A 24,436-nucleotide genomic window follows, 5' to 3' on the forward strand; every position below is an offset into this window, starting at 1 on the left:
AGAAAGTCATGTCTCTTGTCGGCTTCAGCCGTTCAGGCGGTTCACTGGGCAAACCCACCTCGCTGCCCCCAAGCAGCAAGCAGGTTGCCGCCGCCATCGGCGCGCCGGGTCGTTCCTCGCTCCTGATCCAGGAGTTCCGCAAACGGCTCCAGCTGCCGACCTCCGGCGCCAGCAAGTCCGCCAGCAGTCCGGATGCGCCGACCACCGGCACGCCACCGGTCTTGCGCAGCACCGGGCAGTGGATGTCGGTGGCAGCGCTGGCCGGGTGCGCCGCTCTCGCCGTCTGGATCATGTTCTCTGCCTGGGCCGTGTTGTCCACGGGTCATGCGATCTCTTCCCAGCGCCTGGTCGTGCCGTCACTCAAGCACTACCCTGTGCTGGCCAACACGCGGTTGTTTTCTTCCCAGGCGCTGGACCAGGACGTCCTGCGTTTGTTGTCTCCCGAAGAAGACAGTCTGGTGCGGGTGTTCCAGAACATTGCCGCCTTCGAGAATGCCCGCTCCGAAGAGGTGCTTCGCTCCACGCCTGCCCTGGTTCAATCGGTGGTCGATGGCTCCCCGGCCGCGCGCGCAGGCGTCATGGCCGGTGACCGGGTGACCCGCGTCAACGTCAGACCGGCGGACTTCGTCTGGGATCTCTACAAGGGGATCACCGAGACCCCGCAGCAATCGGTTGAACTCACGCTGCAGCGGGGAACGGAGTCTTTGCGTGTCCTCATGGAACTCGATGAGGACGCAGCGTTCGACATGACCAACCACGGGCTGATGTTTGGTGTGCCCGATCACATCCGCTACCTCGGCCGCACCGATGTGAGCCGGCTGGCGAAGCAGGTTCGCTCCACCTATGTGAACGCCCAGGCTTCCGAGTGGCGCCGCGCCTATGTTGACGGACTGCTGTTGATCTCGCAGGAGCTGGTGGCCAACCTGTCGTCGCTGGCGGCGGTGCCCACCGACAGCAAGGGCTATGTGCGCAGCGAGGACCTGCTGGGCTGGTACCACACGCGGCTGCTCGATGCCACGGAAGCGCACCGCACCACCCTGGCCCGTCTGCAGGCCCATCAGAGCGAGACGCTGTTCCAGCTGGGTCTGGCGCTGTGGGCCGCCGCCCTGGCCGCGCTGGTGGCCATCGCCCTGGCCATCAAGGCCCGGTGGGCGCTGTCATGAGCCAGCTCACCCGCAGTCTTCGGGTTCGCATCGGCGCCGATTTTCTGGACCTGCCGCTGGCCGCCGTGGCCCGTGTGGGCCTGCTGGTCCGGGTCAGCTGGTCGGGGTCAGATGCCCAGGGCGGGCCGTTGTTGCTGGCCCAGACCGACCACGGTCCGGTGGCGGTGCTCTCGGCCGCGGCGTTCCTCCCGGGCGCCTTGCCTTCCCCCGAGCCGGCCTGGGCGGTGGTTCCCGCCGGGAGCGAACAACCGGTGCTGGCGTTTGCCGTGTGTGAGGTGCTCGGCTTTGTCCAGTCGCCAAGCCCCGCGGTGCTCTCCAGAACCCTCTTACCCACTGTGGACCCCCTCTCGTCATGAGCCCATCCTCCTCCCACCGTGCCCGGTTCAATCCGGGCGCCATCCTGGTCTGGCTGACCGTTCTGGTCCTTCTGATCGGGGTTCTGCTGCTGGGCGAAATGCGCCAGGCGCGCCAGCTGCTCGGTGCAGACATGGCACAGCTCAACAGCGATGCCTCGGGTCTGTTGCTGCGCCCCGCGTTGCTGGACCCGGCGTTTGTCAAGCGCGTGGCTCTGCTGGGCCGTGTCGTGGAGCAGATGGAAGAACGCCTGCAGGACGAATGGCGCCTGATCGGCCTGCACGGCCAGCGCCTGCGTTTGCAGCAATTGCGCGCCGACGTCGCAGCTTTCGAGGGCGATCTCAAGGAGCTGGTCGTGCTTGAGCAGCTGTTCGAGGAGATGGTCGATCAGGAGTCGACCGATACGCAACTCGACCGACTGCAGCAAAACCTGCAGGCGCCCGCGGGGCCGGCCAATGACCTGATGCGCCTCAGGGCGTTTCTGGCGGCCCGCAAACCAGTCGTCGAGCCGGGTGCGGAGCCCGACCCGTTCCTGCTCGGGGTGGACAACGCAGCGGAGCAGCTGCGTGCGGCGCTGGCCACCGTGGACCGGATCGAGGCCCGCCGGACCGAGGTTCTGGTGCTGCTGGGCGAGGCCCACAAGTCGGCCGTCGCGGATGCCCGAGCCTGGCCACTGCCCGCCCAGTTCGTGCTGACGCTGGCCGCCATCGTCGGCGTGGTGCTGCTCGGGCTGTGGGCCTGCCGGCGCACCGAGCCCATTGAAGAGCCGGTGCGCCCCGAGCGCTTTCGGGGCATCCGGTCCGCTCCCGTGCAAGCGGTGAGCGACGTTAGCGAAACGGCGTTTCCGATCGAGCCGCGGGTGGACGACCTTGAATGGCAACAGTTGCCGGGCCTGGGCAGCGAGCCGCAAGCCGAGCGGGCGCTGCCCGGTTTTCTCCAGCTGTCCGATGCGCCGGCACCCGCCGCGCCGGTTGCACCTGCGACCGTCGCAGCCGCCGTGCCGGTGGTGGTCGATGAGGCGTTGCTGGAAGCCCGGCGCTCGGTGGACAGCGCCATCGAGTCGAGTCTGAGCCTGGAGCGGCGCGTGCGGGCCCTGGTCGAAGGGGCAGACGTCCAGCCCAACGAGCTGCTTGAGCAGGCACAGGCCAGCTTTGAAGAGCTCGAAGGCCTGCTGCGGCGCGCGCGGGAAGGCGCACTCAACATGGCGTTTGGCCTGGACGACAGCCCGGCCGGTGAAGAGCGGTTCGCCGCTGCCGAGCGGCTCGAGCAACTGCTCGCTGCCGGCATGGCCTGCCTCAAGCGGTGGCAGGGCTGGAGCGCCCAGAACCTCGCCGAAGGAGGGCAGCAGCCCCTGGTGACGCGCCGTGCCCTGGTCGCGCTGCAGTTCGAGCTGCAACACCAGCTGGCGCGACAGCAGGCGGAGCTCAGAAACCTCTCCAGGCGTTTGCAGCAAGTTCAGGCTTCGCAGCGGCATGCGCCATGAGCGGCTCTTGTGGATGCTTTTTTTGAACGGGGTCGATCGTGCTGCTGGATGATGTGAACGAGTTGTTTTTGATCGATGCCGCGCATCTCATCAGCGAGTTGCAGCGCCATGCGCGTGGCCGCCAGGCCGGCACCGCCAGTTCGCTCAGCGCCGCCGCCAGTGCCGCCGATGCGCTGGGTGAACTGTTGCGAACACTCGGGCTGAACCACTACGCCGTCTGTTCGCAGCGCCTCTCGTTGCGCCTGCGCGACCCCGGGGCGCCGCTGGACACCGACACGGGCCGTGCCGCCGCCGCCACGCTGGCCGCGCGCCTGAACGACCTGATCGAGGAACTGCGCCACAAGAAGCTGAAGGACGACGGCAGCGATTTCGCCGCCATGTGGCTGGCCGAATACGGCGGTGAGGCGCCTGTCACCGCCGCCGTTGCTCCCGACGAGCCCACGCCCGTGGAGCCCGCCGAGCCCGCCAGCGAGGCGCCCGGCGATGGTGTCGAAGCACCGGACGACTTCGTGCCCACCGAGCCCTCACCCCTGGAGGCCGGGCCCGAGGTGGGTGAGCCGGGCTTGCAGCCTGATGACGGGTTCGCAGCGACGATGCCGGACGAACTCGATGCGGATCTGCCAGACCCGTTGTCCCCGGGCGACATGGTGCCCGAGGTCAGCGATGGCGCTGACGACCTGTTCCTGCCGCTGCCGCCGGGTGCCGGCTTTTCATCACCACGGGCGCTCGAGGTGTTCGGATTCGAGAACCCGCAGCGGGTGACCGTGCTGGCGCAGGCACGCCGGCTGCACGCCGGGCTGAACCGGTTGCCAGCCGGTGCCGACAAGACCTCGCTGGGCGAAGAGGTGAGGCAACTGCTGCGGGGCCTGCGGATGGCCGCCAGCCAGATCGGCCCGGTGCCTCTGGCCACGCCGGTGTCGGCCTCCTTGCTCTCGCTCGGGGCACTCGGGGTGGCGTTCGAGCACTTGTCGGTGAGCCGGGCCGAGCCGCGGGCCGTCGATGCCGCCCTGGTGTGCATCGACGTGGAAGTCTCCAGCTCGTCGGCCAACGGCATGTGGGCCGCCAGCAAGGCCATTGGCCACTGCGGGGGGCGCATCGACGCCAGCCCGGCCGGCTGGCGCCTGACGGTGCCGGCCGACACCGATCTGCTCAGCGTGGTCGTGATCGAAACCGACGCCGGGCCGCTGGCGGTTCATGCCCTGCAGTTCGAAGCCTGGGTGGCCGATGAGGTCCATTCGTCTTTGGCCATCGACGGCGAGGCTCGCGGCGGGTCACTCGCCCTTCGGCTCGGTGCGCTGGAAGCCGACTTCCCGCTGCGCTCCGGCATGGCCAGCTTCACGACGCCCACAGGGATTTCCGAGGTCTGGCGCTTTGAACTGCCTTCGCCGGAACACTGGCCCTGCCCGCCCGGCTGGGACGCGCTGGTGGCGGACGACAGCGGCCGTCTCATGCCCTTGCTGGTTCCGCAGGCGGTGCACGGCGGCGATCAGTACCAGCTGACCGAATTCACATGATGCGCAGCCAGCTGTCTTCCCGCCTCTGGCTGGTGTGCGCCTGGGCAGCCCTGTGCGCCGGCCTCTGGGCTGCGCTGCCGGGTCATGCGCAGACCCGCGGACCGTCGGGCTGGCAAAGCCTCATCGAGACCCATGCCGAAGCGCAGCAGGTTTCCGCGGGCGTGCGCACGGTGCTGGAGTTTTCGCCCGACGAGCCGGCACCGCCCCCGTGCCGCAGCGGTCTGCGTGTGGCCGGGCCGTTGCAGGCCGTCTGGCGTGGCCGGGTTCGTGTCCAGCTGCAGTGTTCGCAGCCGGTCTGGCGCTGGACGGTCACGGCCAAGGTGCAGCGCCTGGGCCAGGTGGTGCAGGCGCAGCGGGCGCTGGCCAGCGGCACGGTGCTTCAGCCCGCCGACCTGCGGCTGGTGGAGGTGGACTTTTCGGTGGAGCCGGCCGGTGCCGCCACCCGGCTGGACGAGGTGGTCGGGCGGGAAATTTCGCGGCCGTTGCGCGAGGGCAGTGCCATCGCGCTAAACGTTTTGCGCGCGGCAACCGTCATCAGGTCAGGCGATCGCGTTTCCGTGCGGCTGCTGGGCAGCACCTTCGAGATCCTGAGCGAGGGCGTGGCCCAGCAAAACGGTGGGGCCGGAGACAGCATCCGGGTGAAAATGGCCGACGGGAAACAGATCACTGCCGAGGTGGTGAGCAGCGGCGAAGTAACGATACGACTTTAACGGGGCCTTTCATGAACCTTCGACAACTCAGTGGCACACCGGTGCCTGCCGCGGCCGCCGAGCGGGTGGCCACCGCGCGCGTCGATGCACAGGCGTCTCGCCCGGGCACGCCGCCCACCGCACCGGCAGCACCGGCGGCCAATGTGCAGGTGTCCAGCGCCGCAGCGGGCAGCCTGGCCGCTGCCGTGTCGCTGGCCGACCAGGACCCCAGCGACAAGGAGCTGCTCTCGGTCTTGAAGGCCCGCATTGAAGCCGGCGAGTTCCACATCGACTACGGCAGCCTGGCCCGCTCGCTGGTGGAAGACGCCTTGCAATCCATCGGCCGGCGGCGCTGAGCATGGCCATCCAGCTGTCTGCACCCACTGTCGCGCCCGCGGGTGTTGAGGCCGTCACCGAACTGCTGAACGAACTCGCCGGTGTGCTGGCGCGCCAGCGCAGCGCGCTCGAAGGCGGGCAGCTCGACCAGCTGGCGCCGCTCAACAGCGAACTCGAGGCCACCTTTGGCCGCATGGAGCAATGGGCCGGTGGGGTGGCGGGCTTTGTGGCCGGCGTGCAAGCGCTGCCTGACGAAGCGCGCCAGGCGGCCCTGTCTCAGCTTCGCCATATCCAGCTCAACCACCGCACCAGCGGTGAACTGATCCGCGTGACCACCCAGCGCATTGCCGCGCTGCAGGCCTTTCACCTCGCGGGCAGCGAAGGCGCCACCTACGCGCCCGGGCTGGCGCCGGTCACCGGCTCACAGCTGTCACGGCGCGCCTGATCCGGCCAGCCAGCCACGCAGCCGCAGCATGGCCTGCGTGTGCAGCTGGCTGATGCGCCCCGGCGTGAGGTCCAGCACCTGCGCGATTTCCCGGTAGCTCAAGTGTTCCGTGTAATGAAGCGCCAGCACCTGCTGTTCCTTCACCGCCAGCCGCGCCAGCAGGGGCTGCAGTTGCTGCAGGGTCTCGCGCACCGAGGCCTGCTCGAACGGGTCGCTGTTGTGGTCGGCCACCGGCTCGTCGGTCTCGGCGATCTCGTCCACCACCGCGATCGACACCGCGCCTTCGAGCAGCGTGTGGTACTGCGTGATCGAGAGGCCCAGTGAGTCGGCCACCTCGCTGTCTTCGGGCTCGCGCCCCAGCGTGTGCGAGAGCTCGGTGATGGCCTCTTGCGCTGCGCGCAGCTTGCCCCGCTGGTGGCGCGGCAGCAGGTCGTTGCCGCGCAGCCAGTCGTAAATGGCGCCGCGGATGCGCAGGCGCGCATACACCGCAAACGGCGCGCCGTCGGGCTGCGGTTGCCAGCGCCGCGCGGCGTCGAGCAGGCCCAGCATGCCCTCCTGGATCAGGTCGTCCACCTCGATCGACGCCGGCATGCGCGAGGCGATCTGGTGCGCCAGGCGGCGCGCCAGCGGGGCGTGTTCAACCACCAGATCGTTGGCCAGGGCGGCGCCATAGGCCACCGCCTTGCGGGCGTGTTGCAGGCTCATGGCCTCAGGCCGTGGTCTGTTCGGCCATGTGGCGGGCCAGCAGCTGGTACATCGAGATCGGCAGAAAGTCGCCGGCCAGCGGGCTGTCGCCAAAGGCGCTGGTGCTGGCGGCGCGAAACCACCCCAGCCACTCCAGCGGCTGCTCCAGCAGGTCCATGGAAGCCGCCTCCAGCCGCTGGAAGGCCTGCTGGGCGCTGTCGGCGTCCTGGCCGCCCACCACCATCACCGGCACGGCTTCGCCGCCGCTCATGATGGACAGCTCGCGCACGTGCGACAGGCCCCGGGTCAGCGAAGCGTCGTCGGTGCCCACCACCATCAGGCGGTGGATCTGGTGGCCGTAGCAGCGCATGGTGCTGCCAAAGGGCTCGCAGGTGGCCACCACCACCACGTCAAAGTCCATCTCGGTGCCCTGCAGCATGCGCACCAGCGACGGGCCGCGCGCGCGTTTGCTGTCCACCGCCGCGCGCACCCGCACGCCCGAGGCGAACCAGAGGTTGTCCATCACCTTGCGCAGCGCCCGGTTCAAGGCCACATCGCCGCCGAACACCTGGCCCAGGTCGTAGCGCACCGGAAACGGCGTGGTGAGCGACTGGCGCTCGAACAGCGGCACCTCGTCCACCAGCAGCGTGAGGTGCCCGCGGCGGCGCAGCGCGTGCGCGGTGCCCAGGCCCAGCGCCACCGTGGCGTCGGGCGAGAGCGCACTGGCCACGCAGAACACCACCGGCTCGCGCTGGCCGAACAGGGTGCGCAGGCCGTCAGCCTGGTTGCGCGCAATGCCGCTGGGCTGCGTGGTGTCGGGCTCCTCTGCGTCTGGTGCAACTGGTGCGTGTGGTGCAGGCCCGGCCACCAGGGGGGCGGAAGAAGCCTCGAAGGGGCTGGAAGGGCCAGCCGGTTCGCTGGCGTCGGTGGGGTTTTCCTGCAGTGGTGTCATGGCTTCTTCAGGTGCTCGGTCCAGGTCGACATCTCGTCGGCCATCAGGGCGGGAATGTGGGAGACATCGGTGTCGCCGGCGTCGCGTCCGCGCGGGCTGACCGTGCGGTGGGCCAGGTAGGCCGCATCGGCGGTGAACAGGTCTTCGGGCACGCGCTGGCCGTTGGCCAGAAACAGCAGCGGCAGGCGGTGGCGCATCACGCAGTCCATGGCCGGCGCCAGGCTCATGCCTTCGTCCATCTTGGTCACGATGGCCGCGTCGATGTTGTGCTCGCCCAGCGCGTTCTGGTGGGCTTCGACCACGTCGTCGAGCGTGCGGGTGGAGGTGGTCGCACTCATCACCAGCACCCGGTGCACATCGGCGCAGCCTTCGCGAATCATCTCCAGCTGCTCCAGCATCATGGTGTCGCGCTGGCCCACGCCGGCGGTGTCGAGCAGCACCACCTTGCGTTTGGAGAGATCGGCCAGCTGGGTCTGCAGGTCTTCGCTGTCGCGCAGCGAGACCACCGGCAGGCCGAGGATGCGCGCGAATACCTTGAGCTGTTCCTGAGCGCCGATCCGGTAGGTGTCGGTGGTCAGCAGCGCCACCTGCTGGCGGCCGTAGCGCAACACGCAGCGCGCCGCGATCTTGGCCACCGTGGTGGTCTTGCCCACGCCGGTGGGGCCGAGAAAGGCATACACACCGCCCTGGTCGAACAGCGCAAAGGCGTCGCGCGTTTCCAGGCGCGCCTGCACCCAGCGGTGGGCATGCACCAGCAGCGCATCGAGCGTGTCCTCGGCCGGCAGCTCTGCCAGCATCTGGGCGATCACCTGCGAAGACAGCCCTGCGTTGAGCAGGCGCCGGGTCAGCAGCGCGCGCGCCGGCGCTTCCTGCTGCAGCGAACTCCACATGTTGGCGGCCAGGTGGCCCGAGAGCATGGCCTTCATCTCGCTCATCTGGGCCGTGAGGCCGGTCACGGCCGGGTCGGGCACGGCGGGAGCGGGCGGCAGGGAAGGCTGCTGGATCTTCTGGGGTGGCGGCACGGGTGCGGTTGCCCGGGCAATGGTGGCTGCGGCACTGGCCTTCGGGACGGGCGCGGGTTGCGCCACGACCATTGGCGGTGCGGCCACCGGCACGGGGGCGGCTGGCCGCCGTGTCAACGGTGCCGGCATGCGCGGCAGCTCCGGTGTGCGAACCTGCACCGGGGCCGGGGAGGGCGCCGCCGGGGTGGGGAAGGGCACGCGCACCGGAACGGGGCTGGCCGTGGTTGAAGCGGCCAGTCCGCTGCGCCAGGGCGCCTCGGTGGTCTCGGGGCGGCTCGCGGGCTGCGGCATGCGCTGGTTGTAGAGAGCGGCCAGTTCGGCTTCGTCGCGCGGCGGCAGGTCACGAATGGCACGGCGCACCGCCGTCTGGCTCACGGGGGGGCGCTCAAGGGGCAGGTCGGGCGCGGCGTTGTCTTGCGCCAGCCGGTTGGCCCAGCGCTGGCTGATGCCGCTGGCCGGGGGCTCCTGGGCCGCTGGCTGGGGTGCCGGGGCCGGTGCGGGTTTCAGGGTCACGAGGTCGGCGGCCGCAATGGCCACGATCTCCACCCCGCTGGGCACGTCGTTGCTGGAGAGCACCACCGCGTCCGGGCCCAGCTCGGCCTTGATGCGCCGCAGCGCCTCGATGGTGGTCGGTGCCTGGAATCGTTGAGCGCTCATGGTTCAGGTTCTGCGGGTTCGGGTATCGGGTTGAACGGGAAGGCGGGCGGGCAGGTGGCTCGTTCAGCGTTGGCAGATCACGCGCTGGAACTGCAGCTTGGCCGTGGGTGGCAGCTCCGACATCGCCAGCACCACCGCCTGCGGGCGCACCCGGCGCAGCAGGCGCGACAGGGTGAGCCGCGAGCGCAGCCCGCACAACAGCACCGGCGCATGGCCCAGGGTTTCCAGCTCGTCCACGGCAGCGCCGGCTTCTTCGAGAAAGCGGCGCACCAGGTTGGGCTCGAGCGCGCCGTCGGGCGCCACCGCGGCTTCGCCCACCGCCTGGTCGATCAGCCGCTCGAAGTCGGGCTGCACGCCGGCCACGCGGTACTCGGTGGCATCACCAAACACGTCTTGCACGATCTGGCGGCGCAGGGCGTGGCGCATGGGCGCCACGATGTCCACCGGCTGCGCGTTGCGCGCCAGCTGCTCGGCCGTGATCTCCAGCACCGTGCGCAGGTCGCGCACCGTGACACCTTCTTCCAGCAGCAGCTGCATCACGCGCTGCAGCTGGGCCGGCTGCACCAGCTTCGGGATGGTCTCTTCCACCAGCTTCGGGAACCGCGTCTTGAAGTGGTCGATCAGCTCGTGGGTTTCCTGGCGGCCCAGCAGCTCGTGGGCGTACTGGGCAATCAGCTGGTCGAGGTGGGTGGTGATCACCACCGCGGGCTCCACCACCGTGTAGCCCGCCGTCATGGCCGCAGCGCGCCGCTCGCGCGTGATCCACAGCGCCGGCATGCCGTAGGTGGGGTCGCGCACCGCAATGCCTTCCACCGGGGTGTGCTGGCCGGGCGGCTCGATCGCCAGCAGCCGGTCGGGCAGCACCTGGCCGCGCGCCACCTCGGCGCCGTAGAGCAGAAAACGGTACACCTCGGCCGGCAGTTGCAGGTTGTCCCGAATGTGCACCGAGGGAATGAGAAAACCCACCTCGCCCACGAACTTCTTGCGGATCGCACGAATGCGTTTGATCAGGTCGCTCTCGTCGCCCGCGTCCACCAGCGAAATGAGCCGGTAGGGCAGCTCCAGGCAGAGCGGCTCGATCACCGGCACGTCGTTCCAGTCGACCTCGCCGCTGGCGGTGGCCGGCTTGGCCAGCGCGGCGGTGGCTTTGGCGTCGGCCACCGTCTTGCGCTGCGAAATGACCCAGCCCAGTCCGGCGAACAACAGGCCAAAGCCCAGAAACGCCATGTGCGGCATGCCCGGAATCACGCCCAGCAGGAACAGGATGCCGCCCACCATGAAGAACGACTGGGCACCGCCGGCGAGCTGGTCGCCGAGCTGGGCCGAGAAGTCCTGGTCGGTGCTGACCCGCGTGACCACAATGCCGGCCGCGGTGGAGATGATCAGCGCCGGCACCTGGGCCACCAGGCCGTCGCCCACCGCCAGCGTGGCATAGGTCTGCAGGGCGCTGCCGAAGTCCAGCCCGTGCTGGAACATGCCCACCGCCACGCCACCAATGAGGTTGATCAGCAGAATGAGAATGCCCACCACCGCGTCGCCGCGCACGAACTTGGAGGCGCCGTCCATCGAGCCGAAGAAGTCCGCCTCCTGGCCCACCTCGGCGCGGCGCTTGCGCGCCTCGTCTTCGCGAATCGCACCGGTGTTCAGGTCGGCGTCGATCGCCATCTGTTTGCCGGGCATGGCGTCCAGCGCAAAGCGGGCCGCCACCTCGGCCACCCGGCCCGCGCCCTTGGTGATCACCACGAAGTTGATGATGGTCAGGATCAGGAACACCACCACGCCCACCGCGTAGTTGCCACCCACCAGGAATTCGGCAAACGACTCGATCACATGGCCGGCCGCGCCTGGGCCGGTGTGGCCCTCCATCAACACCACGCGGGTGGAGGCCACGTTGAGCGACAGGCGCAGCAGCGTGGTCATGAGCAGGATCGAGGGGAAGGCCACGAAGTCCTTGAAGCTGCGCATGCTCAAGGCCGAGAGCAGCACCAGCATCGACACCCCGATGTTGAAGGTGAACAGCAAATCAAGCGCCAGCGGCGGCAGCGGCAGCAGCATCATGCCCAGCACCATCAGCACCAGGATGGGCGCAGCCGATGAAGCCAGTGGCAGGTTCAGGCGGAATGCGCCCAGGCGGGAAGTGGCCATGCGTGACGGGTGGAGGGTGTGAACGGCGCCTGCCCGGGCGGCGGTGCGGGAGCGCGTTCGCCCCAGAAGTTGCCAGTAAAGTGATTTAAATGACTAAATTACTTAAAATGTCATTGGCAGTATAGTCGCGAATGCCGTTGCAGGGGCTGCTTGATGTGCAGTGGGCGCACCGTTGTCAGGTTGTGCGCTTCATTGGCATTGCCCGGCCGCTCCAAACCCAGACCCTTCACCCGCCGACCCTGCCAAAATCCCAGCCATGACCCGTCTCAACGCGCCGTTTTCTGGCCAGTCACGCCGACCAAAGCCCGCCACGGCCAGCACGGCGGGCCTGGTTCCAGCCAGGGTTGCGGTGGCAGCGGGTTCTGTGCATCGGAGTGCCCAAACGAAGGCAGACCGCGGCGTCGCTGCGAAAGCCCACCCGCCCGAGAAGCGCGAGCCGCTGACGGACCAGCGATTCCATTCGCTGCTGAGCGCCGCAGGCGCGTTCTTCGCCTCTTTCGAGCGCGACGTGGAGGCCGAGAGGGCAGCGGCCATTGCGGAAATACTGGGCCTGATGCAACGGTACGGACTGAGTGTGGACGACGTCGCCGACGTCGCCGACGTCGCCGACGTCGCTGACCAGGCTGGCTGACGCCACGCACGTCAGCACCAGACATTTCCCTGCGCAGCAAACCCAGCAGGAAAACCTGAGTGCATTCATGAGCCGCATCATGGACACCGACCACGCGGCAGAGACGGCCACGCTCTCCAAGAACCAGGTGATGCAACAGGCCGCCACGGCCATGCTGGCGCAGGCCAACCAGATGCCCAACGCCGTGTTGACGTTGTTGCAGTGAGGGGCTGACGCGGGCCGCGGCCTGCGCAGCGTGTGCGTCAGTGCCAGGGTGGGCTGTCACCGCGCCGCGCTAAACACTTCGTCGCCGATGTCCGTCAAATAGCCAGTAGAGGGGTTGGCGGTGCAGTCTGCATCGCGTCCCTGCTGCGCACAGGGATTACGTGGCATCCGTCATCAACACCAACAATGCGTCCCTGGTCGCCCAGCGCAAGCTGTCGACCTCGCAGTCGGCGCTGGCCACCTCGGTCAAGCGTCTGTCGTCGGGCATGCGCATCCAGAGCGCCAAAGACGACGCTGCTGGCCTGGGCAGTTCGCAAAAGCTGCAGGCTCAGATCACCGGCGCCAGGGTGGCAGCCCGCAACGCCAATGACGCCATCTCCATGGTGTCGACGGCAGAAGGCGGCATGCAGGAGGTCTCAAGCATGCTGCAACGCATGCGCCAACTGGCCACCCAGGGCAACAACGATTCGCTCGACACCCTGCAGCGCGGTTACATCACGACCGAAATCAACGCGCTGCGCAGCGAGATCAACCAGGTGGGCACACGAACCACCTTCAATGGCAAGTCGCTGCTGAACGGATCCATCAGTGGTGGCCTCGCGGGCACGGCTGCCTCGGCGGACTACCAAGCCGCCTCGTCGGACTACCAGGCTGCCTCGGCCGACTACCAGGCTGCCTCGGCGAATTACCAAGCCGCCTCGTCGGACTACCAGGCTGCCTCGGCCAACTACCAGGCTGCCTCGGCGGACTACCAGGCTGCCTCGGCGGACTACCAGGCTGCCTCGGCGGACTACCAGGCTGCCTCGGGGGACTACCAGGCTGCCTCGGCGGACTACCAGGCTGCTTCGGCGGACTACCAGGCTGCCTCTGCCGACTACCAGGCTGGCACACCCAGTGTTGCAACCTATGCCAACTTTTCGTCGACTCCTGGCGATGAAATATACGTTTCGGTCGGAAATGATCCAATACGGATAGTTACTTTAACGGGCACTGATGCAACCCAAGCTGCATCAGACAGCAATGCCTCCGTTGACTTTCGTCAGACCGCAGTGGCTTCTGTGAACGCCGGGTCTTTGGTGATCACTGCAATCCTCACGGGTTCATCTTCATCCTCCTTGCTGACCACTCGATTCTTGAATGTCGACTTGTCGCCTGAGACGCCCGATTTTTATAACAACACGGCATACGTCAGCAGTGGAACGGACCAGGTCGGTACTGCGCAGGTTGGCACCGCCCAGGTCGGGACAGCCCAGGTGGGTACTGCCCAGGTAGGCACCGCACAGGTGGGTACTGCCCAGGTTGGTACCGCCCAGGTCGGTACTGCGCAGGTTGGTACTGCGCAGGTTGGTACTGCTGCTGTGGCCGGCACTGCCGTCGACCTGCGATTCCAGGTGGGCGCAGCCGGCGCCGACGACACGGCCGACATCGGCGCCCTGTTCCAAAACGTCAAGATCGACACCGCCGAAAACGGCAGCAACTTTGACGGCTTGAACACGACCATCAACGCCCTGACCACCGATGGCGCCACCGCAGCCGAGATGGGCTCACTCACCGCCACGGTGGACACAGCGATTGCCACCATCGCAGACTTCCGCTCGAACCTGGGCGCCATGAGCAACCGCCTGGGCCACAACATCGCCAACCTGCAAAGCCAGTCGGAAAACCTGAGCGCGTCGATGAGCCGCATCACCGACGCAGATTACGCCGCCGAGACGGCAACGCTGTCGAAGAACCAGGTGATGCAACAGGCCGCCACGGCCATGCTGGCGCAAGCCAACCAGATGCCCAACGCCGTGTTGACGTTGTTGCAGTGAGGGGCTGACGCGGGCCAGCAGCCTGCCTGCAGCAAGTTTTTTTAGTTTTCGCAACTTTGCGCTAAACACTTCGCCGCCCAGGTCCGTCTAGTTTCATGTGGGTGTTCTGAATGTGCAGGGCGCCCCACACCCTCAACCCATTTGGAGCATTCCATGGCATCGGTCATCAACACCAACAACGCTTCGCTGATTGCCCAGCGCAATCTGTCCACTTCACAAACCGATCTGACCCAATCGGTCCAGCGCCTGTCGTCGGGCCTGCGCATCAACAGCGCCAAAGACGACGCCGCCGGCCTGGGCATTTCGCAAAAGTTGCAGGCGCAGATCACCGGCGCCAACGTGTCGGCCCGCAATGCCAACGACGCGATCTCGATGGTGCAGACCGCAGAAGGCGGCATGCAGGAAGTTTCGAGCATGCTGCAGCGCATGCGCGAACTGGCCACCCAAGGCAACAACGACTCGCTGGACGCCACCCAGCGTAGCTACATCGCCACGGAGATCGATGCGCTGCGCAGCGAAGTCAACCAGGTCGCCACGCGCACCACCTTCAACGGCAAGGGTTTGCTGGACGGTTCGATCGATGCGGGCACCTCCCAGGTGGGCACGTCAACGACTACCACTAGCTCGGCCGCAACCGCAGGTAGTGTGACTTTCTCCGCTACGGCTTTTGTTGCGGGCGACACTATTACCGGTTCGATTGGTGGAGTAAACTTCAGTGCGGCGTTCACCACCGATAGCGCTACAACCCTGGCCGCCCTTAACACTGCGCTTAGTAATGTAAGTGCCGGCGCCACCGCCGCGTTCGACGGTGCGGGCTCAAGTCTCAAGATCACCCAAACAACCGCAGGGCTCTCTGTCAACACCGCTACCATTACGAACGCAACAGTTCCCACTGTCGGTACCGCCATCGATGGTACTGCTGCGGTTACAAGCACCACCTATTCAGTCGACTACGTAGCCGCCGCCAGTGCGACCGGCCTGCAGTTCCAGCTTGGAACAGATGCCGGCGACGATACGAACGACATTGGTTCGCTGTTTAAAAATGTCAGTATCGACGATGACGCACTCGGTAATTTCAATAGTCTGGACACCGGGATCGACCAGATCATTTCGAGTGGCACCTCAGACGATTTTGGCGATCTGACCGACCTCATCGACAGCGCCATTGACACCATTTCCGGCTACCGTTCGGAACTAGGTGCCATGAGCAACCGCCTGGACAGCAACATCGCCAACCTGCAGGTCCAGGCAGAAAACCTGACCGCGTCGATGAGCCGCATCATGGACACCGACTACGCCGCCGAGACCGCGGCACTGTCGAAGAACCAGGTGATGCAGCAGGCCGCCACGGCCATGCTGGCGCAAGCCAACCAGATGCCAAACGCTGTGCTGTCGCTGCTGAAGTGATGGTTTGACGTGAGGAACCGGCTGCCGGCCTGTGTGGGCTGGTGGCCTGTGGCCGGGGTGCCTGGCACCCCGGCTTTTGTTGTTGAATCTGGAGAGTTGTCATGTCGTCTGTGAACCCCGCATCCACGCCGGCGCCGCTGCTGCAGTCCGCCGGCACTTTGCCCGCCCGTGGCGACCGCGCCGCCCAAGCGACCCCGGTGCCCAGCGAGCCGGTGGGCGCCAAGCCGCCGCCCACCATGATCGTCACCGCCGACGAGGTGGCCAAGCCCAGCCGCGAAGCGGTGGTGCAGGCCGCCAAGCACATCGAGTCGTTCGTGAAGTCGGTGGGCCGCTCGCTGGACTTCAGCGTGGACCCCACCACCGGCGACAACGTGCTGCGGGTGCTGAACCCTGAAAACGGCGAGGTGGTGCGACAACTGCCCGCCGAAGAAACGCTGCGCATTGCGCGCGCGGTTGATTACATGCAGAGCGTGCTGGTGAACCAGCGCGCCTGAGCGGCCTGGCCGCTGAAGAATTGGACCGATCGGGCCTTGCCCGGTCTTTGAATTGTTGAAAGCGAGTTTTCCATGGCCACCATTGCAGCCACCGGCACCAGCGTGCTGGACGTCGTCAGCATCGTCAGCGGCCTGATGGAGGTTGAAAACCTCGCGCTGACCAAGATCGACAAGCGCATCAGCGCGGTGAACACCAAGGTGTCGGCGCTGGGCAGCTTCATGGCCAAGGCCAGCGCGCTGCAGACCGCGCTGGACACCTTGGGCACGGCCAGCAGTTTCACCGCACGCACCACCACCTCGAGCAACAGTGCGCTGGTGACGGTGGCCGCGACCACCAGCGCCGACGCGGCCACGCTGGCGGTGCAGGTCAAGCAGAGCGCGCTGGCCCAGCAAACGCTGGTGAGCGGCTTCGGCTCGGCTGCCGACAGCGTGAGCACCGAGGCCGGTGCCTTCAACCTCACCAACACGGCCACCAGCGCGGTCACTGCGGTGGCGGTGACGGCGGGCATGACGCTGACCGAACTGGCGGCCGCCATCAACGAGAGCGATGCCGGCGTGAGCGCCTCCGTGGTGCAGCAGACCGACACCGGCTGGAGCCTGCTGCTCACCAGCGACAGCGTGGGCGCAGACCAGGCCTTCAGCACCGGTTTCACGCCCACCAGCACCGGTGTGGCCGGCAGCCTGGACAACACCACCACCAGCGAGCCCCAGTCGGCCACCGATGCGGCGATCCGCGTCAACGGCATCGACTACAGCCGCTCCAGCAACACCTTCAGCGACATCCTGAGCGGCGTGACCCTGACGCTGAACCAACCGGTGAGCGCAGCCGACTGGGACAGCGCCTCCAGCGCCAGCGTGAGCGTGGGCACCAGCAATTCCAAGGCCGCCTCGGCGGTGAATGCGGTGGTGACCGCTTACAACGAGGCCTACACGCTCTACAAATCGCTCACCCGCAGCAATGCAGATGCTTCGCTGCGCGGCCCGCTCTCGGGCGACCAGACGCTGCACAACTTCATGGGCCAGGTTCGCGCCATGATCGACGGCGGCTTCAACGACGGCGCTGGCAACAACGTGCGCTTCTACAACGCGGGCATCACCACCGCGGCCGACGGCACGCTCAAGGTGGACAGCGCGGAACTCACCACCGCGCTTGAAGGCACGCTGGGCACCATTCTGGCCAACGGCACCAGCGTGCGCCCGGCCACCGGCACCCAAAGCCTGCTGGCCTATGTACGCAGCTCGGTGCTCACCGGTGGCTTGCTGGCCAGTGGCAAAACCAGCGGCGAGAGCATGGTGGACAGCCTGAACGACCAGCGCGACACCGTGAGCGGGCGGCTGGTGTCCAAGCAGGCGCGCTACACCGCGCAATACGCCCGGCTCGACGCCATGCTCACCGGCATGCAGCAGACCAGCACCGCGCTGCAGGGTGCGCTCGATTCGATCAAGGCGCAGAACGAGGCCAACAAATGACCTGGGCCAACTGAACCGAGCCACTTGACCGAAGCCCGATGACATGACCGATTCCTTTTCCCCCTCTCTTTTTGACGCTGGAGTTTCCCCATGCTGAGCAGAGCACGCGCGCGCTACCAGACCGTGAACAACGTGGGGGCCGTGACCGGCCGCGACCCGATCGAGCTGGTGATCCTGGTCTACGACCGCATTGGCGACAAGCTGCTGATGGCCGAAGCCGCGATTGCCGCCAACCGGCGCGCCGAACTCGGCGAGCTGGTGCAGCAGGTGGTGGACCTGATTGAACAAGGCCTGGTGGCCGCGCTCGACCACGAACGCGGCGGCGACGTGGCGGTGAACCTGGGCCGGGTGTACGCCTACTGTGTGCGCCGCCTGCTGCACGCCAACCTCTGGCGCGACGTGGTGGCCCTGCGCGAGGTGGCGGGCCTGCTGGCCGAGCTGCGCGAAGGCTGGGCCTTCATTCGGCAAGACGCGGCAGCGGGCCGGGTACTGGCCTCATGACGGGGGCGGCGTGAGCAGCGGCGCGCCCCGGGGCTGAGGCGCCATGTTTCCGGTGTTGCCACCGGGTGGCGGGGTGGACCCGGGGCCGGCGCGTGTGGCGCCCACACCCGCCGTGGGCGCCACCCAGCCGGTGGTGGGCGTGGGGCCCATGATGCCGGTGGACCCGCAAAACCCCCGTGCCGCCGCGCTGCCGGTGAACACCGACGCGGCCGATGCCGCCCGCCTCAAGGCCGAGCTGGCCCGGGGCGGTGTGGTGGGCAGCAGCGGGGCAGCAGCGCAAGAGGTGTTGCCCGCGCTGCGGGCCCTGCCCAACAACCGCGCCGCTGCGGTGGCGCCGCAGCTCACGCAGCTGCTCCAGTTGCTGCAGGCGCTGGGCGTGACCGAGGGGGGCGAGGGCGCCCCACCGGTGGTGAACTGGCCCGAGGCCGGGCAGCCGGTGGCCGACGAGCCGGCCAGCGCGCTGCTGCGCCTGCGCGAGGCGCTGGGCCAGTCGGCGCTGTTCGCGGCCAACCCGCGCACGCCGCAGGCGCTGGCCGCGCTGGCGCAAAGCCCGTGGGGTGGTACGGGGCCAATGGCTTCAACCGCTGCGGCGGGATTGCCGGCGCCGGGTGCTGCGCTGGCGGCGCCCGAGGCGGCAGAGGCGCCTGCCACCGCGCTGCTGCCGCTGGCCCACGAGGCGGCTGCACCGGCAGCGGCCATGGCCGCAACGGCGCTGGCCCAGCCCGCCGAGCGCGCGCAGCAGGCCTTGCAGTTGCTGCTGCACGGGCAGCTGCAGTGGCGCGGTGAACTCACGCCCGGTGTGCCGCTGCAACTGGAGCGCGAAGACCTGTGGCAGGAAGACCCGGCCCAGCCCGGGCGCCTGCTGCCGGGCACCGCGCTGCGGCTCGAACTGCTGCTGCCGGGCACCGGCCCGCTGGTGGTGCTGGCGCAGCAGGTGGCCGGGCAGATGACGGTGCGGCTGTTGCCCGCCGCGCCCCATGCGGCGCGCTTCGAGGCTGCACTGGCCGACCTGCAGACCGCGCTCGCCCCGCTGGCCAACCCGCCGGTGGACCTGGCCCTGCAGGCGCGCGGCGCCAACCCCGCCTGAACCCGGGCATTGCTGGTGGCCACCCCTCCCACCCACCACCGGCAAGCCGTGGCCCTGCGCTACGAGGCCAACGCCATGGCGCCGCGCGTGGTGGCCAAGGGCGAGGGTTACATGGCGCAAGCCCTGATTGACCGGGCGCAGGCCGCCGGCGTGCCGCTGAACACCGCGCCCGAGCTGCTGCAGCTGCTCATGAAGCTGGAGCTCAACCACGTGATTCCGCCCGACCTCTACGCGGTGGTGGCCCAGGTGCTGGTGTGGGCCTACAGCGTGGACGCCCGCGAGGCCGAAGCGCGCGGTGGACAAGGCATCACCTTACCCCCACAAACTGTGCCCCAGGCTGTGGACAAGCAGGCTGGAAAGTCGTGAGACCCGCAGCCCTGCTGGCGCTGCGGCCGGCGCTTAAAAAAAAGGCAAATCAGACACGGCATGCCGTGTCTGCACGGTTCGTGGCCTTGTTCACTCAGGAGTTCATTTCACATGCTCGATCGCCTCAACGCCCTCTACCCCGTGCGCTACACGGCTCTTGCCCTGTGTGGGCTGCTGGCGCTGCTCAGCCTGTTCAATGTGGTGACGTTCGGCGTCGGGGGCCTCTGGTTCCTGCTGTTCGCCGGTCTGACGGTGGTGGGCATTCACGACATCGGGCAAACCAAAAGTTCGGTGCTGCGCAACTACCCCATCATTGGCCACCTGCGCTTCATGCTGGAGAAGATCCGCCCCGAGATCCGGCAGTATTTTCTGGAGAGCGACGTTGAGGCCACGCCGTTCTCGCGCAGCCAGCGCAGCCTGGCCTATGCACGGGCCAAGGGCGAGACCGACAAGCGCCCCTTCGGCACGCAGCTGGACCAGAACGTGTCGGGCCACGAGTGGATCAACCATTCGATGGCGCCCAGCCTGATCGCCTCGCACGACTTCCGGCTCACCATCGGCGGCGCCGGCTGTGCGCAGCCGTACGAGGCCAGTGTGTTCAACATCTCGGCCATGAGCTTCGGCGCGCTCTCGGCCAACGCGATCCAGGCGCTGAATTCCGGTGCCAAACGCGGCGGCTTCGCGCACGACACCGGTGAAGGCTCGATCTCGGCGTACCACCGCCTGCACGGCGGCGACCTGATCTGGGAGATCGGTTCGGGCTATTTCGGCTGCCGCGACGAAAGCGGCCACTTCTGCCCCGACCGCTTCACGGCCAACGCGATGGACGTGCAGGTGAAGATGATCGAGATCAAGCTCAGCCAGGGCGCCAAACCCGGGCACGGTGGTGTGCTGCCCGGCCCGAAGGTCACGCTCGAGATCGCCGCCGCGCGCGGTGTGATCGTGGGCCAGGACTGCGTCTCGCCCGCTGCGCACACGGCGTTCTCCACGCCCATCGAGCTCATGCACTTCATCGCGCGCCTGCGCGAACTCTCGGGCGGCAAGCCGGTGGGCTTCAAGCTGTGCATCGGCCACCCCTGGGAATGGTTCGCGATGGCCAAGGCCATGCTGGAAACCGGCATCACGCCCGACTTCATCGTGGTCGACGGCGCCGAAGGTGGCACCGGCGCAGCACCGCTCGAATTCGCCGACCACGTGGGCGCGCCGCTGCAGGAAGGCCTGCGCCTGGTGCACAACACGCTGGTGGGCGTGAACCTGCGCGACCGCATCAAACTGGGCTGCGCGGGCAAGATCGTCAGCGCTTTCGACATCGTGCGCGCCATGGCCATCGGTGCCGACTGGTGCAACAGCGCGCGCGGCTTCATGTTTGCGCTGGGCTGCATCCAGGCCCAGACCTGCCACACCGGCCAATGCCCCACGGGCGTGACCACGCAAGACCCGGTGCGCCAGCAGGCGCTGGTGGTGCCGGACAAGGCCGAGCGGGTGTTTCAGTTCCACCAGCGCACGCTCATGGCGCTGCACGAACTCATCCAGGCCGCCGGGCTGCAACACCCTGGCGAAATCACCGCCCACCATCTCGTGCGCCGCGTGAGCCAGAACGAAGTCCGCCTGCTGGCCAACCTGCTGCCCGAAACCCTGCCCGGCGCCTTGCTGCACGACCTGACGGGTCAGCACGCGGTGTTCACCACCTACTGGCCACAGGCGCACGCCGACCGGTTCGGCCTGGCCTGAGGGCCTTGCTTGCTGGCCGAGGCGGCCGGCGCGGGGCAGGGTGGCCCGGCTCAGCCGAGGTCGGTGCGCCGCGATTTCAGCTCGTCCAGCGTGAGGTGGTGCGTGGCCTCGTCGCCACCCAGGGTGAGCAGGGTCACCGACTCACAGCCGTCCAGGCTGCGGTGAAAACCGGTGACGCGTGCCGTGACCGGCTGCGTGGCCCCCGGCGGCAGGTAGTGCACCACGGGTTGGCTGCGGGATACCGGGAGATGTGCCATGGCGGCTCCTGTGGAGGGCGGTGAGACCGCGAAACAGATGTCAGACCTGCAGGCTGCTGATTTCGCGGTAGGCCTCCAGCAGCTTGTTGCGCACCGCCACCAGCCCCTGGAACGAGAGCGCCGATTGCTGCATGGAAATCATCACCTGCTCGATGGACATGCTGCGGTCGCCGGTCTGGAAGGCCTGGGCCTGGGCATAGGCCGTGTTCTGCTCGGCGTTCACGCCGCGCACGGCGTCGCGCAGCATGGCGGCGAAATCCACACCGCCGCCGCTGGAAGGCGTGGCGCCGGCGGGCGAAACTTCGGCGCGCGAGGCGCGTTCCAGCGCTTCCATGCGGTTGAGGATCGATTCAACGCTGTTGATGTTCATGGGGCGGCTCCGCTGAGGTGGCTGTGTGGGGGTGTGTCGGTGGCGCCGAGTGCGCCTTGCTCGCGGTAGGCCTTGAGCTTGTAGCGCAGCGCGCGTTCGGAAATGCCCAGAATGGCAATGGCCTCGCGCCGGTTGCCCTGCACGCGTTCCAGCACCGACAGGATGTGTTCGCGCTCGACATCGCGCACGTTGGCTGGGCGCACCGGCTGGGGCATGCTGGGCAGGGTGCTGCGCTCGGCCAGGCTGCCGGCAACGGGGTTGGCCGCAGGTTCTGGCCATTCCGTGGCCGGGGTCGTGGGCAGCTCCAGGTGCACCGGCTCCAGCGGCCCGGCGTCGGCCAGCAGCAGGGCGCGCTGCACCGTGTTTTCGAGTTCGCGCACATTGCCGGGCCAGCTGTGCTGCATCAGGGCGGCTTCAGCGGCTTCAGAGAGCTGGGTGGGCCCGAAGCCGAAGGTGAGGGCGTAGCGCTCCACAAAACGGCGGGCCAGCGGAACGATGTCGCCCGGGCGCTCGCGCAGGGTGGGCAGCTGAATGGGAAACACCGCCAGCCGGTAGTACAGGTCTTCGCGAAAGCGGCCCATCGAGACGGCCTGGGCCAGGTCGCGGTTGGTGGCGGCAATCAGGCGGATGTCCACCGCAATGGCCCGGTGACCACCGACGCGCTCCACGCAGCGCTCCTGCAGCACCCGCAGCAGCTTGGCCTGGGTTTCCACCGGCATTTCACCGATCTCGTCAAGAAACAGCGTGCCACCGTGGGCCTGCTCGAACTTGCCGGCCTGCTGTTTGCTGGCGCCGGTGAAGGCCCCTTTTTCGTGCCCGAACAGGGTGGATTCGAGCAGCGTTTCCGGAATGGCGGCGCAGTTGATGGCCACAAAGCTCTGCTGGGCGCGCGGCGAGTTCAGGTGGATGTGGCGGGCCATGACCTCCTTGCCGGTGCCGGACTCGCCGGTCAGCAGCACGCTGGCGTTGGCGCGGGCGCCCCGCTCGGCCCGAGCCACCACCACCTGCATCAGGGGGTCGCAGGCGAGCAGGCCACTGTCGGGCCGGCCGGCGCGCCCCACCGAGGCGTGGCGCGAAACCGCCTCCAGCAGCTGGTCGACCCGGAAGGGTTTGAGCAGCAGCTCGCTGGCACCCGCCTTGAGGGCCTGGATCGCCAGCATCGCGTCGGCGTGCGCCGTCATGAGCACCACGGGCAGGTCGGCGCGGCGCTCCCGGATCTCCTGCAACAGCGCCATGCCGTCCATGCCGGGCAGGCGGATGTCGGAGACCACCAGGTCGGCGTGGGTGTGCTGGAGCACCGCCAGCCCCGCCTCGGCCGAGGCCACCGCCGTGACCTTGCAATCGGCGCGGCACAAGGCCGATTCGAGGGCGACCCGCAGGTCGGTGTCGTCTTCGACGAGCAGCAGGTGGGTGTGGGTGCTCATGGGAGGGGTCAGACCTGCGGCAGCGCCGGCAATGTGAGCTTGAAGCAGGCGCCCTGGGGCTGCACCGCGTGGTAAGAGAGTTTTCCGCCGTGCGCCTCGGCCGCTGCGCGGGCGATGGCCAGCCCGAGCCCGGTGCCGGTGGGGTGGTTGGTGGCAAACGGCTCGAACAGCCGGGGCAACAGCAGCTCGGACACGCCCGGGCCCTGGTCGGCCACCGTGATCTCGACCCGGTGCCCGCGCGCGACGCAACCCACATCCACGTTGCTGCCCGCCGGCGCGTGCTGCAGCGCGTTTTCCAGCAGGGCCAGCAGCGCCGAGCCGAGCTGCATCTGGTCCACGGCCACCAGGCAATCGGGTGCGCTCCAGTCCACCCGAACCACCCGGCCGCGCTGCGACATGAGCGGAACCACCACGTCGAGCTGTGCCCGCAGCAAAGGCTCGATGGCACACACCTCGTGCGAGCGGCTGCGCGTCTTCACGAAGGCGAGCATGCGAACGATCAGCGCGTCGAGCTGGCCCAGCTGGTTCACCAGGCGCTGCACGATCAGGGTGTGGTCGGCGCTGTTGATCTCGCTGTCGGACAGCATGCTGGCGTAGAGGGTGGCGGTGCACAGCGGGGTGCGCAACTGGTGCGCGAGTTCGGCCGTCATGCGGCCCATGGCGGCGAGCCGACTCTGGCGCTCGGACGTGTCGCGCTCGTTCTGCGAGGCGGTCACGTCTTCCAGCCTGACCCACTGGGTCGGCAGGTTGGGGGCGCTCAGCCAGTCAACCTGCATCACCCTGGCGTCTGCCCCCCGCCCCGTGTGGTAGGTGCTGCTGTCGCCGCGGCGTTGCCAGTCGGCCGGCAAGGCAAAGGGGCCACCGGGTCGCAGGCCCGGCATCAGGTCGGTCGCCGCTGTGTTGCAGGCGAGCACCTTCCCCTCGTGCAGGGTGACCAGGCCAAAAGGCACCTGTGCCATCAACGCCCCGGCATCCATCTCCGAGCGGATCCGCCGCTCCTGCTCGGCGTCGTGCCGCACATGGGCCTGCACGAGGTCTTGCCGCAGGCTCTCCACCAGTCGCCGCCAATCGCCTTCGCTCGCCCGTTCGCTGCCGCTCACGGCATCGCAAGCGTCGTTCGCAGACGGCGGCGGGTGCAACAACGACAACGAGACAGACACGGCCAATCCTTTCAACGAGATGGCTCAGTTTATGGCAAAACTGATAAGATCTGCAAAATACATTAAAAGAACTAAA

General features: G+C 67.9%; 25 protein-coding genes and 2 pseudogenes. 18 read left to right on the forward strand and 9 right to left on the reverse strand.

All coding sequences use genetic code 11. The annotated features are described in order from the left end of the window. The first annotated feature begins 8 nt into the window (after positions 1 to 8). The 7 genes from QUV35_RS07120 to QUV35_RS07150 are packed head-to-tail and all read left to right on the forward strand — an operon-like array spanning position 9 to position 5,984. Positions 9 to 1,163, forward strand: a complete 1,155-nt coding sequence (locus tag QUV35_RS07120) for a PDZ domain-containing protein (protein ID WP_300871993.1) — start codon at positions 9 to 11, stop codon at positions 1,161 to 1,163. Beyond that, positions 1,160 to 1,519 (forward strand): hypothetical protein, encoded by a 360-nt coding sequence (locus QUV35_RS07125; RefSeq protein ID WP_300871996.1) that lies wholly within the window; start codon positions 1,160 to 1,162, stop codon positions 1,517 to 1,519. The genes QUV35_RS07120 and QUV35_RS07125 overlap by 4 nt, the downstream gene beginning before the upstream one ends. Next, entirely contained in the window at positions 1,516 to 3,000 is a 1,485-nt protein-coding gene (locus QUV35_RS07130; protein ID WP_300871999.1) for a hypothetical protein, read from the forward strand. Before QUV35_RS07125 ends, QUV35_RS07130 begins: the two co-directional genes overlap by 4 nt. Positions 3,001 to 3,038: 38 nt before the next feature. Beyond that, on the forward strand, positions 3,039 to 4,514 hold the full coding sequence (locus tag QUV35_RS07135) for a hypothetical protein (RefSeq protein WP_300872001.1): 1,476 nt from the start codon (positions 3,039 to 3,041) through the stop codon (positions 4,512 to 4,514). Further along, complete coding sequence (flgA, locus tag QUV35_RS07140) at positions 4,511 to 5,224, forward strand: flagellar basal body P-ring formation chaperone FlgA (RefSeq protein ID WP_300872004.1); 714 nt, start codon at positions 4,511 to 4,513, stop codon at positions 5,222 to 5,224. Before QUV35_RS07135 ends, flgA begins: the two co-directional genes overlap by 4 nt. 11 nt (positions 5,225 to 5,235) lie before the next feature. Next, complete coding sequence (locus QUV35_RS07145; protein ID WP_300872007.1) at positions 5,236 to 5,559, forward strand: flagellar biosynthesis anti-sigma factor FlgM; 324 nt, start codon at positions 5,236 to 5,238, stop codon at positions 5,557 to 5,559. A gap of 2 nt (positions 5,560 to 5,561) precedes the next feature. After that, a complete protein-coding gene (locus QUV35_RS07150) occupies positions 5,562 to 5,984 on the forward strand; it encodes a hypothetical protein (protein ID WP_300872010.1) in 423 nt (140 codons plus the stop codon). Here QUV35_RS07150 and QUV35_RS07155 read toward each other — a convergent pair. The 4 genes from QUV35_RS07155 to flhA all read right to left on the reverse strand — a co-directional run bounded on the left by QUV35_RS07155 (position 5,970) and on the right by flhA (position 11,444). Continuing rightward, on the reverse strand, positions 5,970 to 6,689 hold the full coding sequence (locus QUV35_RS07155) for a sigma-70 family RNA polymerase sigma factor (protein ID WP_300872013.1): 720 nt from the start codon (positions 6,687 to 6,689) through the stop codon (positions 5,970 to 5,972). The genes QUV35_RS07150 and QUV35_RS07155 overlap by 15 nt on opposite strands. Positions 6,690 to 6,693: 4 nt before the next feature. Next, positions 6,694 to 7,620 carry a hypothetical protein gene (locus QUV35_RS07160; protein WP_300872016.1) on the reverse strand — a complete coding sequence of 309 codons (927 nt, stop codon included), beginning with the start codon at positions 7,618 to 7,620 and terminating at the stop codon, positions 6,694 to 6,696. Continuing rightward, positions 7,617 to 9,299, reverse strand: a complete 1,683-nt coding sequence (gene flhF, locus QUV35_RS07165) for a flagellar biosynthesis protein FlhF (RefSeq protein WP_300872018.1) — start codon at positions 9,297 to 9,299, stop codon at positions 7,617 to 7,619. Before flhF ends, QUV35_RS07160 begins: the two co-directional genes overlap by 4 nt. Positions 9,300 to 9,362: 63 nt before the next feature. Continuing rightward, entirely contained in the window at positions 9,363 to 11,444 is a 2,082-nt protein-coding gene (gene flhA / locus QUV35_RS07170; protein WP_300872021.1) for a flagellar biosynthesis protein FlhA, read from the reverse strand. Between the two features lie 256 nt (positions 11,445 to 11,700). Between flhA and QUV35_RS07175 the strand changes: the two genes are divergently transcribed. The 3 genes and pseudogenes from QUV35_RS07175 to QUV35_RS18895 all read left to right on the forward strand — a co-directional run. Further along, positions 11,701 to 12,075: a hypothetical protein gene (locus QUV35_RS07175; protein ID WP_300872024.1), complete on the forward strand. Its 375-nt coding sequence runs from the start codon at positions 11,701 to 11,703 to the stop codon at positions 12,073 to 12,075. Positions 12,076 to 12,124: 49 nt separating this feature from the next. Further along, positions 12,125 to 12,280: pseudogene (locus tag QUV35_RS07180) on the forward strand (flagellin); the annotation flags it as partial. A gap of 160 nt (positions 12,281 to 12,440) precedes the next feature. Beyond that, positions 12,441 to 12,851: pseudogene (locus QUV35_RS18895) on the forward strand (flagellin FliC); the annotation flags it as partial. Positions 12,852 to 13,385: 534 nt separating this feature from the next. On the opposite strand, the gene QUV35_RS18900 reads toward QUV35_RS18895, so the two are convergent. Further along, positions 13,386 to 13,721, reverse strand: coding sequence for a pentapeptide repeat-containing protein (locus QUV35_RS18900; protein ID WP_366945407.1), 336 nt, complete (start codon positions 13,719 to 13,721; stop codon positions 13,386 to 13,388). 96 nt (positions 13,722 to 13,817) lie between these two features. Here QUV35_RS18900 and QUV35_RS18905 point away from each other — a divergent pair, with 96 nt between their 5' ends. From QUV35_RS18905 to QUV35_RS07220, 8 genes are all read left to right on the forward strand, one after another. Then, positions 13,818 to 14,093: a flagellin gene (locus tag QUV35_RS18905; protein WP_366945408.1), complete on the forward strand. Its 276-nt coding sequence runs from the start codon at positions 13,818 to 13,820 to the stop codon at positions 14,091 to 14,093. Between the two features lie 153 nt (positions 14,094 to 14,246). Beyond that, positions 14,247 to 15,500: a flagellin gene (locus QUV35_RS07190; protein WP_300872030.1), complete on the forward strand. Its 1,254-nt coding sequence runs from the start codon at positions 14,247 to 14,249 to the stop codon at positions 15,498 to 15,500. A gap of 101 nt (positions 15,501 to 15,601) precedes the next feature. Beyond that, a complete protein-coding gene (locus QUV35_RS07195) occupies positions 15,602 to 15,994 on the forward strand; it encodes a flagellar protein FlaG (RefSeq protein ID WP_300872033.1) in 393 nt (130 codons plus the stop codon). A gap of 72 nt (positions 15,995 to 16,066) precedes the next feature. Beyond that, positions 16,067 to 17,464 (forward strand): flagellar filament capping protein FliD, encoded by a 1,398-nt coding sequence (fliD, locus tag QUV35_RS07200; protein WP_300872035.1) that lies wholly within the window; start codon positions 16,067 to 16,069, stop codon positions 17,462 to 17,464. A 90-nt stretch (positions 17,465 to 17,554) separates the two neighbouring features. Further along, entirely contained in the window at positions 17,555 to 17,965 is a 411-nt protein-coding gene (gene fliS, locus QUV35_RS07205) for a flagellar export chaperone FliS (protein ID WP_300872038.1), read from the forward strand. Between the two features lie 43 nt (positions 17,966 to 18,008). Then, a complete protein-coding gene (locus QUV35_RS07210) occupies positions 18,009 to 19,052 on the forward strand; it encodes a hypothetical protein (protein ID WP_300872040.1) in 1,044 nt (347 codons plus the stop codon). Positions 19,053 to 19,067: 15 nt separating this feature from the next. After that, a complete protein-coding gene (locus tag QUV35_RS07215) occupies positions 19,068 to 19,418 on the forward strand; it encodes an EscU/YscU/HrcU family type III secretion system export apparatus switch protein (RefSeq protein WP_300872042.1) in 351 nt (116 codons plus the stop codon). Between the two features lie 111 nt (positions 19,419 to 19,529). Beyond that, positions 19,530 to 21,149, forward strand: coding sequence for an FMN-binding glutamate synthase family protein (locus tag QUV35_RS07220; protein ID WP_300872044.1), 1,620 nt, complete (start codon positions 19,530 to 19,532; stop codon positions 21,147 to 21,149). Between the two features lie 50 nt (positions 21,150 to 21,199). On the opposite strand, the gene QUV35_RS07225 is transcribed toward QUV35_RS07220, so the two are convergent. From QUV35_RS07225 to QUV35_RS07240, 4 genes are read right to left on the reverse strand one after another with little or no spacing between them, the layout of a single operon-like run. Beyond that, positions 21,200 to 21,406, reverse strand: coding sequence for a hypothetical protein (locus QUV35_RS07225; protein ID WP_300872046.1), 207 nt, complete (start codon positions 21,404 to 21,406; stop codon positions 21,200 to 21,202). 40 nt (positions 21,407 to 21,446) lie between these two features. Next, entirely contained in the window at positions 21,447 to 21,776 is a 330-nt protein-coding gene (gene fliE, locus QUV35_RS07230) for a flagellar hook-basal body complex protein FliE (RefSeq protein ID WP_300872050.1), read from the reverse strand. Then, positions 21,773 to 23,200, reverse strand: a complete 1,428-nt coding sequence (locus QUV35_RS07235) for a sigma-54 dependent transcriptional regulator (protein WP_300872053.1) — start codon at positions 23,198 to 23,200, stop codon at positions 21,773 to 21,775. The genes fliE and QUV35_RS07235 overlap by 4 nt, the downstream gene beginning before the upstream one ends. 8 nt (positions 23,201 to 23,208) lie before the next feature. Next, a complete protein-coding gene (locus QUV35_RS07240) occupies positions 23,209 to 24,360 on the reverse strand; it encodes a HAMP domain-containing sensor histidine kinase (RefSeq protein WP_300872056.1) in 1,152 nt (383 codons plus the stop codon). Positions 24,361 to 24,436: the final 76 nt, after the last annotated feature.

This window comes from Hydrogenophaga sp. (assembly GCF_030373225.1).
Lineage (GTDB): Bacteria > Pseudomonadota > Gammaproteobacteria > Burkholderiales > Burkholderiaceae_C > Hydrogenophaga.

Coding starts and splice junctions, on each gene's coding strand:
- QUV35_RS07120 (WP_300871993.1), top strand. CDS start 9: ATGTCTCTTGTCGGCTTCAGCCGTTCAGGCGGTTCACTGGGCAAACCC.
- QUV35_RS07125 (WP_300871996.1), top strand. CDS start 1,160: ATGAGCCAGCTCACCCGCAGTCTTCGGGTTCGCATCGGCGCCGATTTT.
- QUV35_RS07130 (WP_300871999.1), top strand. CDS start 1,516: ATGAGCCCATCCTCCTCCCACCGTGCCCGGTTCAATCCGGGCGCCATC.
- flgA (WP_300872004.1), top strand. CDS start 4,511: ATGATGCGCAGCCAGCTGTCTTCCCGCCTCTGGCTGGTGTGCGCCTGG.
- QUV35_RS07145 (WP_300872007.1), top strand. CDS start 5,236: ATGAACCTTCGACAACTCAGTGGCACACCGGTGCCTGCCGCGGCCGCC.
- QUV35_RS07150 (WP_300872010.1), top strand. CDS start 5,562: ATGGCCATCCAGCTGTCTGCACCCACTGTCGCGCCCGCGGGTGTTGAG.
- QUV35_RS07155 (WP_300872013.1), bottom strand. CDS start 6,689: ATGAGCCTGCAACACGCCCGCAAGGCGGTGGCCTATGGCGCCGCCCTG.
- QUV35_RS07160 (WP_300872016.1), bottom strand. CDS start 7,620: ATGACACCACTGCAGGAAAACCCCACCGACGCCAGCGAACCGGCTGGC.
- flhF (WP_300872018.1), bottom strand. CDS start 9,299: ATGAGCGCTCAACGATTCCAGGCACCGACCACCATCGAGGCGCTGCGG.
- flhA (WP_300872021.1), bottom strand. CDS start 11,444: ATGGCCACTTCCCGCCTGGGCGCATTCCGCCTGAACCTGCCACTGGCT.
- QUV35_RS07175 (WP_300872024.1), top strand. CDS start 11,701: ATGACCCGTCTCAACGCGCCGTTTTCTGGCCAGTCACGCCGACCAAAG.
- QUV35_RS18905 (WP_366945408.1), top strand. CDS start 13,818: ATGGGCTCACTCACCGCCACGGTGGACACAGCGATTGCCACCATCGCA.
- QUV35_RS07190 (WP_300872030.1), top strand. CDS start 14,247: ATGGCATCGGTCATCAACACCAACAACGCTTCGCTGATTGCCCAGCGC.
- QUV35_RS07195 (WP_300872033.1), top strand. CDS start 15,602: ATGTCGTCTGTGAACCCCGCATCCACGCCGGCGCCGCTGCTGCAGTCC.
- fliD (WP_300872035.1), top strand. CDS start 16,067: ATGGCCACCATTGCAGCCACCGGCACCAGCGTGCTGGACGTCGTCAGC.
- fliS (WP_300872038.1), top strand. CDS start 17,555: ATGCTGAGCAGAGCACGCGCGCGCTACCAGACCGTGAACAACGTGGGG.
- QUV35_RS07210 (WP_300872040.1), top strand. CDS start 18,009: ATGTTTCCGGTGTTGCCACCGGGTGGCGGGGTGGACCCGGGGCCGGCG.
- QUV35_RS07220 (WP_300872044.1), top strand. CDS start 19,530: ATGCTCGATCGCCTCAACGCCCTCTACCCCGTGCGCTACACGGCTCTT.
- QUV35_RS07225 (WP_300872046.1), bottom strand. CDS start 21,406: ATGGCACATCTCCCGGTATCCCGCAGCCAACCCGTGGTGCACTACCTG.
- fliE (WP_300872050.1), bottom strand. CDS start 21,776: ATGAACATCAACAGCGTTGAATCGATCCTCAACCGCATGGAAGCGCTG.
- QUV35_RS07235 (WP_300872053.1), bottom strand. CDS start 23,200: ATGAGCACCCACACCCACCTGCTGCTCGTCGAAGACGACACCGACCTG.